Origin of the sequence: Pseudescherichia sp. AS216, assembly GCF_037152055.1 — a bacterium.
GTDB lineage: Bacteria > Pseudomonadota > Gammaproteobacteria > Enterobacterales > Enterobacteriaceae > Pseudescherichia.
This window is the reverse complement of sequence record NZ_JBBCMV010000003.1, coordinates 36693-50808: the sequence shown is the minus strand read 5'-3', so window position 1 is coordinate 50808 and position 14116 is coordinate 36693. Positions and strand designations below refer to the sequence as shown.

General features: G+C 58.3%; 12 protein-coding genes. 7 read left to right on the top strand and 5 right to left on the bottom strand.

Annotated features, from left to right (window positions below):
- Window positions 1–316: 316 nt before the first annotated feature.
- The 6 genes from WFN61_RS09515 (at window position 317) to WFN61_RS09490 (ending at window position 7097) form a co-directional block, all read left to right on the top strand.
- Entirely contained in the window at window positions 317–1300 is a 984-nt protein-coding gene (locus WFN61_RS09515; RefSeq protein WP_042389020.1) for an autoinducer 2 ABC transporter substrate-binding protein, read from the top strand.
- Window positions 1301–1403: 103 nt separating this feature from the next.
- Entirely contained in the window at window positions 1404–2912 is a 1509-nt protein-coding gene (locus tag WFN61_RS09510) for a sugar ABC transporter ATP-binding protein (protein WP_257758231.1), read from the top strand.
- Window positions 2905–3891, top strand: a complete 987-nt coding sequence (locus WFN61_RS09505; protein ID WP_144818140.1) for an ABC transporter permease — start codon at window positions 2905–2907, stop codon at window positions 3889–3891. The genes WFN61_RS09510 and WFN61_RS09505 overlap by 8 nt, the downstream gene beginning before the upstream one ends.
- A gap of 1 nt (window position 3892) precedes the next feature.
- Window positions 3893–4846, top strand: a complete 954-nt coding sequence (locus WFN61_RS09500; protein WP_103818843.1) for an ABC transporter permease — start codon at window positions 3893–3895, stop codon at window positions 4844–4846.
- A gap of 17 nt (window positions 4847–4863) precedes the next feature.
- Window positions 4864–6501 (top strand): FGGY-family carbohydrate kinase, encoded by a 1638-nt coding sequence (locus WFN61_RS09495; protein ID WP_144818138.1) that lies wholly within the window; start codon window positions 4864–4866, stop codon window positions 6499–6501.
- On the top strand, window positions 6498–7097 hold the full coding sequence (locus WFN61_RS09490; RefSeq protein WP_337038587.1) for an SIS domain-containing protein: 600 nt from the start codon (window positions 6498–6500) through the stop codon (window positions 7095–7097). Before WFN61_RS09495 ends, WFN61_RS09490 begins: the two co-directional genes overlap by 4 nt.
- Window positions 7098–7195: 98 nt before the next feature.
- On the opposite strand, the gene glyA is transcribed toward WFN61_RS09490, so the two are convergent.
- Complete coding sequence (glyA, locus tag WFN61_RS09485; RefSeq protein WP_144818136.1) at window positions 7196–8449, bottom strand: serine hydroxymethyltransferase; 1254 nt, start codon at window positions 8447–8449, stop codon at window positions 7196–7198.
- Window positions 8450–8762: 313 nt separating this feature from the next.
- On the opposite strand from glyA, the gene hmpA reads away from it, so the two are divergent.
- The gene (gene hmpA, locus WFN61_RS09480; RefSeq protein ID WP_257758235.1) at window positions 8763–9953 is read left to right on the top strand and encodes an NO-inducible flavohemoprotein; all 1191 of its coding nucleotides are present in this window, start codon (window positions 8763–8765) and stop codon (window positions 9951–9953) included.
- A 55-nt stretch (window positions 9954–10008) separates the two neighbouring features.
- Here the strand turns inward: hmpA and glnB are convergent, their stop codons facing one another.
- From glnB to qseE, 4 genes are all read right to left on the bottom strand, one after another.
- Window positions 10009–10347 carry a nitrogen regulatory protein P-II gene (gene glnB / locus WFN61_RS09475; protein ID WP_002438074.1) on the bottom strand — a complete coding sequence of 113 codons (339 nt, stop codon included), beginning with the start codon at window positions 10345–10347 and terminating at the stop codon, window positions 10009–10011.
- Between the two features lie 80 nt (window positions 10348–10427).
- Window positions 10428–11765 (bottom strand): two-component system response regulator GlrR, encoded by a 1338-nt coding sequence (gene glrR, locus WFN61_RS09470; protein ID WP_144818248.1) that lies wholly within the window; start codon window positions 11763–11765, stop codon window positions 10428–10430.
- Window positions 11765–12499: a two-component system QseEF-associated lipoprotein QseG gene (gene qseG / locus WFN61_RS09465; RefSeq protein ID WP_257758236.1), complete on the bottom strand. Its 735-nt coding sequence runs from the start codon at window positions 12497–12499 to the stop codon at window positions 11765–11767. Before qseG ends, glrR begins: the two co-directional genes overlap by 1 nt.
- Entirely contained in the window at window positions 12500–13930 is a 1431-nt protein-coding gene (gene qseE / locus WFN61_RS09460; protein ID WP_312282956.1) for a two component system sensor histidine kinase QseE/GlrK, read from the bottom strand.
- Window positions 13931–14116: the final 186 nt, after the last annotated feature.

Sequence of the window (14116 nt, the reverse complement as noted above, 5' to 3'; positions counted from 1 at the left end):
TGTCTCGATTCAGTTCACATATTTGCAACTTGATACACGCTGGGAAAGGGTAAAACGACGCGAAACCGAGCCTGAGTTACGTTAAATGATAATAAAATGTTACATATAAGTTATTAATTAAGCATTTTTTAACATTAATAACCACTTATAACGTAATGTCATTATTGATATTTAACCTTATTTTAACCTAAAATTATCCTTGTATTTACATTTTCGTGCGCAGATCACACTTCAAATTTCTGCGATACGTTTCCCCTTCCCTTCATTGCTAATCTTCCCCTCGTGACATGCCTCGGTCCCTAAAAAAGGTAGAACTATGAAATTCAAACTCGCATTGCTCAGCGCAGCCCTGATTTCTGCATGCATGGTGTCCGGTACGTCGGTTGCAGCGGAGAAGTATGAAATTGCCGTGGTCGCCAAGGTGACCGGCATTCCGTGGTTTAACCGTATGGAAACCGGCGTCAACGAGGCGGCGAAAAAGCTCGACGTTAACGCCTACCAGACCGGCCCTTCAACGCCGGATCCGGCCCAGCAGGTGAAGGTGATTGAGGATCTGATCGCCAAAAACGTTAACGCCATTATCGTGGTACCGAACGACGCTAAAGTGCTGGAGCCTGTGCTGAAAAAAGCCCGCGATAAAGGCATCGTGGTGCTGACCCATGAGTCACCGGATCAGCAGATTGGTCAGTGGGATATTGAAACCATCGACAGCGAGAAGTATGCGCAGGCCAACGTCGATGAGCTGGCAAAAGATATGGGCGGCAAAGGCGGCTACGCCATCTACGTTGGCTCCCTGACGGTGCCGCTGCATAACGCCTGGGCCGATTACGCCATTAAATATCAGAAAGAGAAATACCCGGATATGTTTGAGGTGACCTCGCGCCTGCCGGTAGCCGAGAGCATCGACAAGTCCTACTCCACGACTCTGGACCTGATGAAAACCTATCCGCAGATGAAAGGGGTGATCGGCTTCGGCTCCCTCGGCCCTATCGGTGCTGGCCAGGCGGTGCAGAAGAAACGGGCAAAAGAGAAAGTGGCCGTGGTGGGTATCGCCATGCCAGCCCAGGCTGCACCTTATCTGATGCGCGGCGATATCAAGAAAGCGCTGCTGTGGGATCCGAAAGATGCAGGCTATGCGCTGGTGACCGTTGCCGACCAGCTGCTGAAGGGTAAAGAAGTCACGTCCGATCTGACCATCGACGGTTTAGGGAAAGCCGATGTCGACATGGAGAAGAAAGTGATCCGCTTTAACAAGATCCTCGAAGTCACTAAAGATAACGCACAGTCGCTCGGTTTCTAAGGCTCTCCGCCTACACCAGGGAACCTCAACGCCGGCCGTCTGGCCGGCACACTCGAACAAAACGACTTAAGCGCCCAAACGGGCGCTCGCAGGGGTATTGTCCATGGCCGACACCACCGCATTTATCACTCTTGAGAATATCAGCAAGCAATTCCCGGGCGTGCTGGCGCTGGATAACGTGAACCTGACGCTACAGAAAGGTGAAGTTCACTGTCTGGCAGGGCAGAACGGCTGCGGTAAGAGCACCATTATTAAAGTGATCTCCGGCGTCTATCACCCGGAAAAAGGGGCGCAGATCCAGCTCGACGGCAAACTGTTCCACCATCTGACGCCACAGCTCTCTGCCCACTACGGCATTCAGGTTATCTACCAGGATCTCTCCCTGTTTCCTAACTTCAGCGTGGCCGAAAACATAGCCGTTAACCGCTATCTGCCGGGCGGAGACGTTTGGGTGCGGCGCGGCGCGATGCGCAAGCAGGCGCTGGCGGCAATGCAGCGGATCGGCGTCAGCATCGATCCCGATAAAAAGGTCGAGAAACTCTCTATTGCCGACCGTCAGCTGGTGGCGATTTGTCGCGCTATCGCCGCCGATGCCCGGCTGGTGATTATGGATGAGCCAACCGCCTCCCTCACCCGCCAGGAGGTAAACGGCCTGCTACGGGTAGTCAACGAATTGAAAGCCGCCGGGATCTGCGTGGTATTCGTCAGCCACCGCCTCGACGAAGTGATGGAAGTGGCGGATCGCATCAGCGTCATGCGCGACGGCAAGCTGGTGGGGACGTATCCGGCGAGCCAACTCGACAGCCACGAACTGGCGTTCCTGATGACCGGCCAGCGCTTCCACTACAGCCCGCTGCCGGAAAAACCGTCTGCCGAGCAGGAGCCGATGCTGGAGCTGCGTAACTTAAGCCGCCGGGGAAAATACCAGAATATCAACCTGTCGCTGCGCAGCGGTGAGATTGTCTCCATCGTTGGCCTGCTGGGTGCCGGGCGCACCGAGCTGTGTCTGAGCCTGTTCGGTATGACCCACCCGGAGAGCGGAGAGATGCGCATCAACGGCAAGCCGGTCACCCTGCGCAATAACCATGACGCCATTAAGCACGGGATCGGCTACGTCTCAGAGGATCGCCTGACCCAGGGGCTGATCATGGAGCAGTCGATCTACGACAACACCATCGTCACGGTATTCGACAAGCTGCATTCGCGCGGCGGCCTGCTGGATCACGGCAAGGCGAAAAAGCTAGTGGCCGATCTGATCCGCAACTTGAATATCAAAGTTTCCGATCCGCATCTGCCGGTGAAAACGCTCTCCGGCGGTAACGCTCAGCGGATCGCCATTGCGAAATGGGTAGCGACGGATCCGCGTATCCTGATCCTCGACTCCCCCACCGTTGGGGTGGATATCGCCAACAAAGAGGGTATCTACCAGATCGCCCGCGACCTGGCAGAACAGGGCATGGCGGTGCTGATGATCTGCGATGAGATCCCGGAAGCCTATTACAACAGCCACCGCGTGCTGGTTATGCGCCGCGGCAAGCTGGTCGCAGAGTTTAATCCGCATCGCTGTACGGAACAGGAGATTGCTGAAGTGGTTGAGGTGATCCATGAATAACAGACTTTCCCGCCTGGTCGGGCAACATGAGTTCTGGCTTGGGCTGCTGGTGGTAGCGCTGGCGGTCGGGCTGAGCATCAGCACCGACGAGTTTTTCTCGCTGGGTAACCTGACGGACGTCGCCACCAGCTACGCAATCCTCGGGATCCTCGCCTGTGGCCTGTTCGTGGTGCTGATCTCCGGCGGGATCGATATCTCCTTCCCGGCCATGACCGCCATTGCCCAGTATGCGATGGCAAGCTGGGTGATCGGCCACGGCGGCAACTTTGCCCTCGCGCTGGCTATCGCGATGGCCGTCGGGCTGCTGCTCGGGCTGATCAATGGTTTCCTGGTCTACTGGCTGCGGGTCCCGGCGATTATCATCACCATCGCGACGCTTAACGTCTACTACGGCCTGCTGGTTTACGCCACCAAAGGCACCTGGCTGTATGGCTTCCCGGACTGGTTTATGAACGGCATCAACTGGCTGTCGTTTACCGCCGCCGACGGCTACGACTACGGCCTGACCCTGCCCCTGCTCTGCCTGGCGGCGGTCATTCTCTTTACCGCCGTACTGATGAACTTTACCCGCCTCGGTCGCCAGATTTACGCCATGGGTGGCAACCGCGACGCGGCCTCACGTCTGGGGCTGAATCTCGTGAAGCTGCACTTCTACGTCTACGGCTACATGGGCATTCTCGCCGGGGTCGCCGCCGTGGTGCAGGCGCAGATCACCCAGTCCGTTGCCCCCAACTCGCTGCTCGGTTATGAGCTGACGGTGCTGGCGGCGGTAGTGCTGGGCGGAACCAGCATGAGCGGTGGACGCGGCACCTTAACCGGCACGCTGCTGGGGGTTGTGCTGCTGGCGTTTCTGCAAAACGGCCTGACGCTGCTGAGCGTCTCCTCTTACTGGCACACCGTATTCAGCGGCGTCATTATCCTGGTCAGCATCAGCGCCACGGCGTGGAATGAAAAACGCAAACTCGCAAGGGAGCTTTAAGATGAAAGCAATCGCACGACTCTTACCCGGTGATGCCATCATCCGCCTGCAGTGCGTGATCATTATCGTCGTTGCCGTGGTCTTCTCGGCGCTGCTGGGCAGCCGCTTCTTCAGCGTTGCTAACTTCCAGTCCATCACCTCGCAGCTGCCGATCCTCGGTATGCTGGCGCTGGGAATGGGCATCACCATGCTCACCGGCGGCATTAACCTGTCGATTATCGCTGGCGCTAACGCCTGCTCGCTGGTGATGGCGGCGGTGATCGTCAGCCATCCGGATAATCCGCTATTTCTGGCGCTGGCCCTGCTAGCCGGGGCGGCGGTAGCGGTAGCGATCGGCACGCTGAACGGAGCGCTGATCGCCTGGGTGGGGGTATCGCCTATCCTCGCTACGCTCGGCACCATGACGCTGATCTCCGGCCTCAATATACTGCTCTCTAACGGGACGGTGATCTCCGGCTTCCCGGCAGCGATCCAGTTCCTGGGCAATGCCACCGTGGTGGGCATCCCCGTGGCGCTGCTGCTCTTCTTATTGGTGGCGGTGCTGCTGTGGGTTCTGTTGGAGCACACCACACTCGGGCGCAGCCTCTACCTGGTGGGCTCTAACGAGCAGGCCACCCGCTACAGCGGCGTGAATACCGTCCGCGTGCAGATTGCAGTGTATGTCATCTCTGCCCTGCTCGGCTGGGTCGCCGCCATTTTGATGATGGCGAAATTCAACTCAGCAAAGGCTGGCTACGGCGAATCCTATCTGCTGGTGACCATTCTCGCCTCGGTGCTGGGCGGCATTAACCCCGACGGCGGATTTGGCCGCATTGTCGGCCTGGTGCTGGCTCTCGTCGTACTGCAGATGCTGGAAAGTGGCTTTAATCTGCTGGGGATCAGCAGCTATCTGACCATGGCGCTGTGGGGTGCCGTGCTGATCCTCTTTATCGCATTACAGAATCGTAAAGCCTGATGTCAGGAGAACAAATTATGGCGAGTTACTTCATTGGTGTGGACGTAGGCACAGGGAGCGCCCGGGCGGGCGTGTTTGATCTTAACGGCAGAATGGTCAGCCAGGCCAGCCGGGCCATTGAAATGTATCGTCCGCAGGCTGATTTCGTTGAGCAGTCCTCCGACAATATCTGGCAGATGGTGTGCAACGCGGTGCGCGATGCGATGAATCAGGCGGATATCAATCCCATTCAGGTGAAAGGCCTGGGGTTCGACGCTACCTGCTCGCTGGTGGTGCTGGATAAAGAGGGTAAGCCGCTGACGATCAGCCCCTCCGGGCGCAGCGAGCAAAATATTATCGTCTGGATGGATCACCGCGCCATTACCCAGGCCGATCGCATCAACGCCCTGCACCATCGCGTGCTGGACTACGTCGGGGGAATTATCTCCCCGGAGATGCAGACCCCGAAGCTGCTGTGGCTGAAGCAGCACATGCCGAATACCTGGGCCAACGCGGGTTACTATTTTGATCTGCCGGATTTCCTTACCTGGCGCGCCACGGATGACGATACACGCTCGCTCTGCTCTACGGTCTGCAAATGGACCTACATGGGCCACGAGGATAAGTGGGACGGCAGCTACTTCCGCCAGATTGGGCTGGAGGATCTGCTTGAGCACGACGCGGAGAAAATTGGCCGCTACGTTAAAACCATGGGCGAACCGCTCGGCCACGGCCTGACGCAGCGTGCCGCCAGTGAGATGGGGCTGATCCCCGGCACCGCGGTGAGCGTGTCAATTATCGATGCCCATGCGGGTACCCTCGGCACGTTGGGAGCCAGCGGCGTCTCTGGCGAAGTAGCGGATTTCGATCGCCGCGTGGCGCTGATTGGCGGTACCTCGACGGGTCATATGGCGATCTCCCAGCAGCCGCGCTTTATCGGCGGCGTCTGGGGGCCTTACTACTCGGCGGTGCTGCCTGACTACTGGCTTAACGAAGGCGGCCAGTCGGCGACCGGGGCGCTGATCGACCATATTATTCAGTCTCACCCCTGCTACGAAACCCTGCTGGCGCAGGCTAAAACCCAGGGGCAGACCATCTATGAAATACTCAACGCCCTGCTGCGCAAGATGGCCGGCGAGCCGGAGGATATCGCTTTCCTGACCCGCGATATTCATATTCTGCCCTACTTCCACGGCAACCGCTCACCGCGCGCTAATCCGACGTTAACCGGGGTGATTAGCGGTCTGAAGCTCTCCCGTACGCCGGAGGATATGGCCCTGCACTATCTGGCAACTATTCAGGCGATTGCCCTCGGTACCCGGCACATTATTGAGACTATGAATCAGACTGGCTATACCATCGACACCATTATGGCCAGCGGCGGCGGCACCAAGAACCCGATCTTTGTGCAGGAGCACGCTAACGCTACCGGTTGCGCGATGCTGCTGCCGGAAGAGAGTGAAGCCATGCTGCTCGGCGGTGCGATGATGGGCACGCTTGCGGCGGGCGTGTTCGAAACCTTCCCGGAGGCGATGTCGGCCATGAGCCGGATCGGTAAGACCGTCACGCCGCAGACCAATAAGATCAAGCAGTACTACGACCGCAAGTACAAGGTGTTCCACGCGATGTATGAGGATCACATGAAGTACCGCCAGCTGATGCAGGAGGGCGCATGAGCTCATCGTGGCAGCAGGCAACCGCCGCCTGGGATATCTATAGCGAGGCGTTGGCTGGACTCGGTCAGCACCTCAGCGAGCCGCAGTGGGAGGCGCTGCTGGCCGAACTGCGCGGTTGCAAAGGCAAGATTGTCGTGACGGGAGTCGGTACCTCCGGCATCGCGGCGCGTAAGATTGCCCATATGCTGGCCTGCGTAGAGCGCCCAGCGATCTACCTGAACGCCACCGACGCGGCCCACGGCGATCTGGGCTTTTTACGCGCCGATGACCTGATGATCATGCTCTCCCGCGGGGGGAACTCCGATGAGCTGACGCGCCTGCTGCCAGGGCTTGCGGCCCGCAGCGTGCCACTGGTCAGCGTGACCGAAAATGCTGATTCGGCGATTGCTCACGCCTCGCGGCTGGTGATCTCTACCGGCGTGCAGCGTGAGATCGATCCATTGAACATGCTGGCAACCACCTCCATCGTGCTGGCACTGGCGATTTTTGATGCCGCCTGCGCCTGCCTGATGAGCGAGAGTGGGTATTCAAAAGAGAGCCTGCTGGCAGTGCATCCCGGCGGCGACGTGGGCGTTACGCTGCGCAGCGAGCAATGATACGCCCGGCGGCGCGATGCTTGCCGGGCCTACAGGCTAGCGCACTACCTGACGAAAAAAAGGCCGCATCAGCGGCCTTTTTTCATAACAAAGCGGGATTATGCGTAAACCGGGAAGCGGGCGCAGATATCCAGCACTCTCTTTTTGGTGCTTTCAATGACGGCTTCGTCGTTGATATTGTCCAGAATGTCGCACATCCAGCCAGCCAGCTCTTTCACTTCCGCTTCTTTAAAGCCGCGGCGAGTCACAGCCGGAGAACCGATACGGATACCGGACGTCACAAACGGGCTCTTCGGATCGTTTGGCACGCTGTTTTTGTTCACGGTGATGTTGGCGCGGCCCAGGGCAGCGTCAGCTTCTTTACCGGTCAGGTTCTTATCAACCAGATCCAGCAGGAACAGGTGGTTTTCAGTACCGCCAGAAACCACTTTGTAGCCACGGTTCAGGAACACGTCCACCATCGCTTTGGCGTTCTTCGCGACCTGCTGCTGGTAAACCTTGAACTCTGGCTCCATCGCTTCTTTCAGTGCCACCGCTTTTGCCGCGATAACGTGCATCAGCGGGCCGCCCTGCGCGCTTGGGAAGACAGCGGAGTTCAGTTTTTTGTACAGCTCTTCATCACCGCCTTTCGCCAGGATCAGACCGCCGCGTGGGCCCGCCAGGGTTTTGTGGGTGGTGGTAGTCACAACGTGCGCGTGCGGAACCGGGTTCGGGTAGACGTCTGCGGCAATCAGACCCGCAACGTGCGCCATATCAACGAACAGGTAAGCACCGATGCTGTCTGCGATTTCACGCATTTTTGCCCAGTCAACCACGCCGGAGTAAGCGGAGAAGCCACCGATGATCATCTTCGGCTTGTGCTCTTTAGCCTGCTTCGCCATGTCTTCGTAATCAATTTTACCTGACTCATCAATACCATAAGGGATGATGTTGTACAGCTTGCCGGAGAAGTTAACCGGGGAGCCGTGAGTCAGGTGGCCGCCCTGCGCCAGGTTCATACCCAGAACGGTATCGCCCGGTTGCAGCAGCGCAGTGTAGACCGCGAAGTTAGCCTGGGAGCCGGAGTGCGGCTGAACGTTAGCGTAGTCTGCGCCAAACAGCGCTTTGGCGCGGTCGATAGCCAGCTGCTCAACCACGTCGACGTATTCGCAGCCGCCGTAGTAGCGTTTGCCCGGGTAGCCTTCGGCATATTTGTTGGTCAGCTGAGAACCCTGTGCCTGCATAACGCGCGGGCTGGTGTAGTTTTCGGAGGCGATCAGCTCAATGTGCTCTTCCTGACGTACTTTCTCTTGTTCCATCGCCTGCCACAGCTCGGCATCATAATCGGCAATGTTCATTTCACGCTTTAACATCCGCATCTCCTGACTCAGCTAACGGTAATTTTCAATGGCCCTCGGGGCACCGGCGACCAGTATAACCGATCCATTTTCTGATAACAGGTCTTGACATGGGTTTTTACGCAAACGATTGGCTCCCCGTGGCGCAAGGGTTTGTCCCATAAGTATCCTCCCCTGTAATCACGATTTCTTTTCAGGTATATCGTGCAAATATTTCATGACATCGCGACGCAACCTAAATACGCTATTAACCATTTACAATGCAGGGGAACTTTTATAAGATGCATTTAAAATACAACTTATAGAAATGATCAATAAGGAAAAGGCAATGCTTGATGCTCAAACTATCGCAACCGTAAAATCCACTATTCCCCTGCTTGTTGAGACCGGCCCAAAGCTAACGGCGCACTTCTATGATCGCATGTTTAAGCATAATCCGGAGCTGAAAGAGATTTTCAACATGAGCAACCAGCGCAACGGCGATCAGCGTGAAGCGCTGTTTAACGCTATTGCTGCCTATGCCAGTAACCTTGAGAATCTCCCGGCGCTGCTGCCTGCGGTAGAAAAGATCGCCCAGAAGCACACCAGCTTCCAGATCAAACCTGACCAGTACAACATTGTCGGTGAACATCTGCTGGCAACCCTTGATGAGCTGTATAGCCCGGGTCAGGAGGTGCTGGAGGCGTGGGGTAAAGCCTACGGCGTGCTGGCGGGCGTGTTCATCAACCGCGAAGCCGAGCTGTATAAAGCCCACGCTACCCAGCCCGGCGGTTGGGAAGGCACCCGCCCCTTCCGCATCGTGGCGAAAACGCCGCGCAGCGCGCTGATCACCAGCATTGAATTCGAGCCGGTCGACGGCCAGCCGGTGGCCGAGTATCGCCCAGGCCAGTATCTCGCCGTCTGGCTGAAACCGGACGGTTTCCCGCATCAGGAGATCCGCCAGTACTCCCTGACCCGCAAGGCCGATGGTAAAGGGTATCGTATCGCCGTGAAGCGTGAGCAAGGCGGTCAGGTTTCCAACTGGCTGCACGACGAAGCGCGCGTGGGCGACGTGGTTCAGCTGGCTTCTCCGGCGGGTGACTTCTTCCTCGACGTGCCTGCGCAGGCTCCGGTGACGCTGATCTCCGCTGGCGTGGGTCAGACCCCGATGCTGGCCATGCTGGATACCCTCGCCAGCGCGCAGCATCAAGGCCAGGTGAACTGGTACCATGCAGCCGAGAGCGGCGAGGTGCACGCCTTTGAAGATGAGGTTGCCGCCCTGGGCAGTAAGCTGCCGCACTTCCAGGCGCACACCTGGTATCGTATTCCCACTGAGGCAGATCGCAGCGCAGCACGCTTTAATAGCGAAGGGCTGATGGATTTAAGCAAGCTGGAGGGGGCGTTTAGCGACCCGGCGATGCAGTGTTACCTCTGCGGCCCGGTAGCCTTTATGCAGTTTGCGGCGAAACAGCTGATTGCGCTTGGGGTTGATGCCGATCGCATCCACTACGAGTGTTTCGGTCCGCACAAGGTTCTCTAAGATCTCGCTTACCCCGGCCCGCGCAAAGGGGGGCTGGGGTAAGCCTGCGGACTCTTTAGATAGCCGCGTCGTCCTCTTCGCCGGTACGGATACGTACTACGCGTGCCACGTCGAAAACGAAAATTTTACCGTCGCCGATTTTCCCGGTCTGCGCCGTGCGGATAATGGTATCCACGCAGGTATCGACGATATCGTCCGTCACCACGATCTCAATTTTTACCTTCGGCAGAAAATCCACCATGTACTCCGCGCCACGGTACAGCTCGGTGTGGCCCTTCTGGCGACCAAAGCCTTTCACCTCGGTGACGGTCATCCCGGTAATGCCGACTTCAGCCAGCGCCTCACGCACATCATCGAGCTTGAAAGGTTTAATAATCGCATCAATCTTTTTCACGGTGATCCCCTAATTCTTTTGCCTGTCAGCAGCGTCGTAATCGATTGCTCACACTACCATATTTCACGTGCGTGTGCGGCCTACTCTTTAAAGTCGTTGGCGTCCAGCTCGTGACGAGAAAGCAGCTTATAAAACTCGGTGCGGTTACGCCCGGCCATCCGCGCGGCGTGGGTGACGTTACCCTTAGTGATCTGCAACAGCTTGCGCAGATAGTTAAGCTCAAACTGGTTCCGGGCGTCAGCAAAGGTCGGCAGCGCGGTGTTCTCTCCCTCCAGCGCCTGCTCCACCAGCGCATCGCTGATCACCGGCGAGGAGGTGAGCGCCACGCACTGCTCAATGACGTTCACCAGCTGGCGTACGTTGCCCGGCCATGAGGCGGTCATCAGGCGCTTCATGGCGTCGGTAGAGAAGGCCCGCACAAATGGCTTATGCCGGCTGGCCGACTGGCGCAGCAGGTGGTTGGCCAGCAGGGGGATATCCTCTGCCCGCTCCACCAGCGCCGGGATCTTCAGGCTGACCACGTTCAGGCGGTAGAAGAGATCCTCGCGAAATTCACCCCGCTCCATGGCCTTTGGCAGATCGCGGTGGGTCGCAGAGATGATCCGCACGTTGATATCGATATCGCGATTGCTACCCAGCGGACGTACTTTGCGCTCCTGCAATACGCGCAGCAGCTTGACCTGAAGTGGGATAGGCATATCGCCAATCTCATCGAGAAACAGCGTGCCGCCCTCTGCCGCCTGGAACAGCCCTTCCCGGCTGCTGACCGCACCGGTAAACGCCCCGCGCGCGTGACCAAACAGCTCCGACTCCAGCAGCTGCTCTGGCAGCGCGCCGCAGTTGATGGCAATAAAGGCATTTTTGCCGCGCGGGCTGGCGTTGTGGATCGCCTGGGCAAGGATCTCCTTGCCGGTTCCGCTCTGGCCGCTGATCAGCACGCTAACGTCGGACTGGGCCACCATGTGCGCCTGCTCCAGCAGGCGCAGCATCACCGGGCTACGGGTGATGATATTCTCCCGCCACGTCTCGTCGCTGGCGGGGGCCGCATGCTCAAGGGCATCGTCGATAGCTTTATAGAGCGCGTCTTTGTCCACCGGCTTGGTGAGAAAGCCAAATACCCCGCGCTGGGTGGCAGCAACGGCGTCGGGAATCGAGCCGTGGGCGGTGAGGATGATCACCGGCATGCCCGGCTGGACGCGCTGGATCTCGGCAAACAGCTGCATGCCGTCCATCTCGTCCATCCGCAGGTCGCTGATCACCAGATCGACCTTCTCCCGCGCCAGCACGCGCAGCCCCTCCTGGCCGCTTTCGGCGGTCACTACGCTATAGCCTTCGCTAGTCAGGCGCAGGCCCAGCAGCTTCAGCAGGCCGGGATCGTCATCCACCAGCAGCAGATGGGCGGGTTTACGCGGCGTCATCATGGCTTAACCTCCTCCTGTTGGGCATCCGGCTGTGCCGGACGGGTGCTGTCGGGGAGCTCCGCCCCGCCAGGTTTGCGCGTCGAGAGCCGCCGCTCAATGTCAGTTAAGTTCTCCAGCTTACGCGAGGTGATCTCCAGCTCCTCGCGCAGATGCTGCTGCTGCTGACGTAACGCCTCCAGATCGCTGTCCCGTGACTCCTGAAGCTTGGCATAGCGCGAACGCTCCTCTGCCAGCTGAAGCTGCGTCGCCTGACCGTCGCGCCACACCTGGAATAGCGTCCGCACCTGCATTGGCAGCTGCGGGCTGAGGGTGTCCATCCGCGTAGTAAAGGCGCGTCTCTCAAGCGGGGTAATTTTGGCGTTGGCCAGCAGAATGCCGCGCTTGAAGGTAGACTGCCAGGTGTCATCCGGCCAGCGCCTGGCTTCGGCACGCGCCATTACCGGCGAGAGGCGTTCCGCGCAATCCATGCCGCGCAGCCAGTAAAGCGGATTCGACTCAACGGCCTGCCCGGTGAGCGACCAGACGTTATCACAGGGCGTTGACAGAAAATCGGCCAGCTGATGCTGGGGAAGCTTCTCTTGCTGAACTTTATTCACCGGTTTAAGGGGGGCGTCAGGTGCGCAGCCCGCCAGCAGCAGGCAGGTTAAGCCAACAGGCAACGTGGAATGCTGCGAAATCATTTTCACAACGCGACTCAAAATATGCGACATAGTTACCTGATATAGATTCATTTAGCTTTTATCCGATCCAGCCAGCGGCAGCTCAATGCGAAAACAGACGCCCGCTTCATCGCTGGTGACCAGCTGCAGTTCACCCTGCATGCGCAGAATACAGTCCCTGGCGATGCTCAGACCCAGCCCGCTGCCTTTTACCGCGCCTTTTCGCTGGTGGCTACCTTGATAGAAAGGTTCGAAAATCATCTCCCGCTCGGCCTGCGGAATAGGTGTACCGCTATTGGTGACCTCTATACGCAAGCGCGTGCCGTGCGGATAGCTACGAATAAGAATGTTACCGGATTCAGTGCCATAGTGCACCGCGTTAGAGTAGAGATTGTCCAGCACGCTCAGTAACAGCACCGGCTCCGCCAGGCAGCTCTCCGCCTTCAGCGCGACCTCCGTATGCATCATTTTAGCCCGTGCCGGTAAACTGTGAGCGGAGATCACCGTCTCGACCAGCGGTGTAATGGCTACCGTCTCCAGCTCTACTGCCCCATCGGCCAGCTTGCGGTTGTAGTCCAGCAGCTGCTCGATCAGTTTTTGCAGGTTACGGCTACTGCCGTCCAGAATATCGACCACCTCTTTTTGCTCCGCCGTGAGTGGCCCCACCACCTCGTCGGCCAGCAGCTCCGTGCCCTCCCGCATGCTGGCCAGCGGAGTTTTCAGCTCGTGGGAGATATGGCGCAGAAACTGATGGCGCTGAGACTCCAGCCACGCCAGCCGCTCGCTGAGCCAGATGATGCGTTCGCCGACGGAGCGCAGCTCGCGCGGTCCCTTAAAGGCCACCCGACTGTTCAACGACTGCCCTGCCCCAAGCCGGTTGATCATTCGCTCAATCCCCTTCACCGGGCCGATGATCATGCGGGTAAAGAGCAGCACCAGCACCAGGCTGACCAGAAACAGCAGCAGCGCCTGCCAGCCAAAGAACTGACCGCGGGCGGCAATCTCCTGCTGAAGCTGCTGCCCGCGGTTAAACACCACTTTACGGGTAGTTTGCACCATCTCGGTATTGGCGGCAGCGAAGGCTTCAAGGCTGGTGGAGGCCGCCTGGGTGGGGCCGCTGTTGTGGCACTGCAGCTGGGCAAGGGCGTTGAGATCCTCCCGTAACGCCTGGGAGAGTCGCTCATCCGGCAGCACGTCAGCGTGGGCATCAAGCATGTCGCTGTAGCGTTTGCGCTGGCTCTGGTAGACCCGCGCCAGAGTGGGATCGTCAAGAACGCAGTACTGCCGGTAGCTGCGTTCCATCTCCAGCGCCGCGTTGGTCATCGCCTCGCTGCGCCGGGCATCGATAAGCGTGGTTCGGTTGGTGCGCGCCGCCTGGGCGCTGAGCGTGTTCAGGCTTTGCCACGCCTGCCAGGCCAGCACCAGCAGCGGCAGCAGAACCAACAAAAACGCCATAATGACAAGCTGTCGCAGGGAGTGGGGAAATGCAGGCCAGCGTTTCAACGCGTTACTCTCGTTAGAAAGGATTTACCGGAATGCTAGCTGAGGATGACCAAGGGGGGAAGGCTAAAAATAATAAAGCCGGGTAAAAACCCGGCATTATCATGAAATAGGCGGTGCCTTACTCGACGTTTCGCCTCGGGCCTGAAATAGCAGCGCTATGATCAGAAGTGAGACGGCAGGCACCTG